Genomic DNA, 639 nt, shown 5'->3' with positions numbered 1-639 from the left:
AAGCTGATCATCGCAAGGCCTCGGCTGTCTTCTCAGACCATATGATGCCAAAGCAGGCAGGTTTTTAGAGGTGCCCTTCAGTCGCGACAGGCCTTGCCGGTACGGCCTGTCGCGACTGAAGTCGCTCCCACAGAGGTCATTCGCACCTGCGCACCTGTTCCGGCCGGTCCGTATCGCCGGCACGGATGCGCGGACGATGCGCTTAACGTACGTTGCGCAATTCCCAGCCGCTGCCGGCGAGCAGGCGCATGCGTTGCTTGAGGATATCGCCGGGGATGCTGGTGGTGGCGACCAGGTCGATGCGCAGGTCGTCCTGCTTGCCGCTGACCGTGGCGGCCGGATCGACGACGCCCAGCGACGGATCCACGTCGTCCGGCTCCGGCTGCAGTGCGCGCCAGCGCTCGAACCAGGCGGGGCTGCTCAAGGCCTGCTGCAACTGTTCGGCGAAGGCGTCGGCGCCGTTGGCGCTGAAGCTGAGCGTGGGTTCGCTGCCGCGCGCGCGGGCGGGGTCGGGCAGGCTGATCGAATAGGTCACGGCCATGGCGGTTCCTCTGTGGAGCGGTGCGGCGCAGCCTAGCAGGCGGCGTCGTGAGTGGGTTGTCTACGCCGGAGACGTTGCAGGAGCGGGGGGGGGGGCCG

The 639-nt window shown here is 67.6% G+C and carries 1 protein-coding gene; it reads right to left on the bottom strand.

What is annotated here, in order from left to right:
* Nucleotides 1–202: 202 nt before the first annotated feature.
* A complete protein-coding gene (locus H9658_RS05045) occupies nucleotides 203–541 on the bottom strand; it encodes a hypothetical protein (RefSeq protein ID WP_179567200.1) in 339 nt (112 codons plus the stop codon).
* Nucleotides 542–639 lie beyond the last annotated feature (98 nt).

The sequence above is a fragment of the Xanthomonas bonasiae genome (genome assembly GCF_014836395.1).
Classification (GTDB): domain Bacteria; phylum Pseudomonadota; class Gammaproteobacteria; order Xanthomonadales; family Xanthomonadaceae; genus Xanthomonas_A; species Xanthomonas_A bonasiae.
Note: the sequence above shows the minus strand (reverse complement) of the source record. Positions and strands in the feature narration are given on the sequence as shown.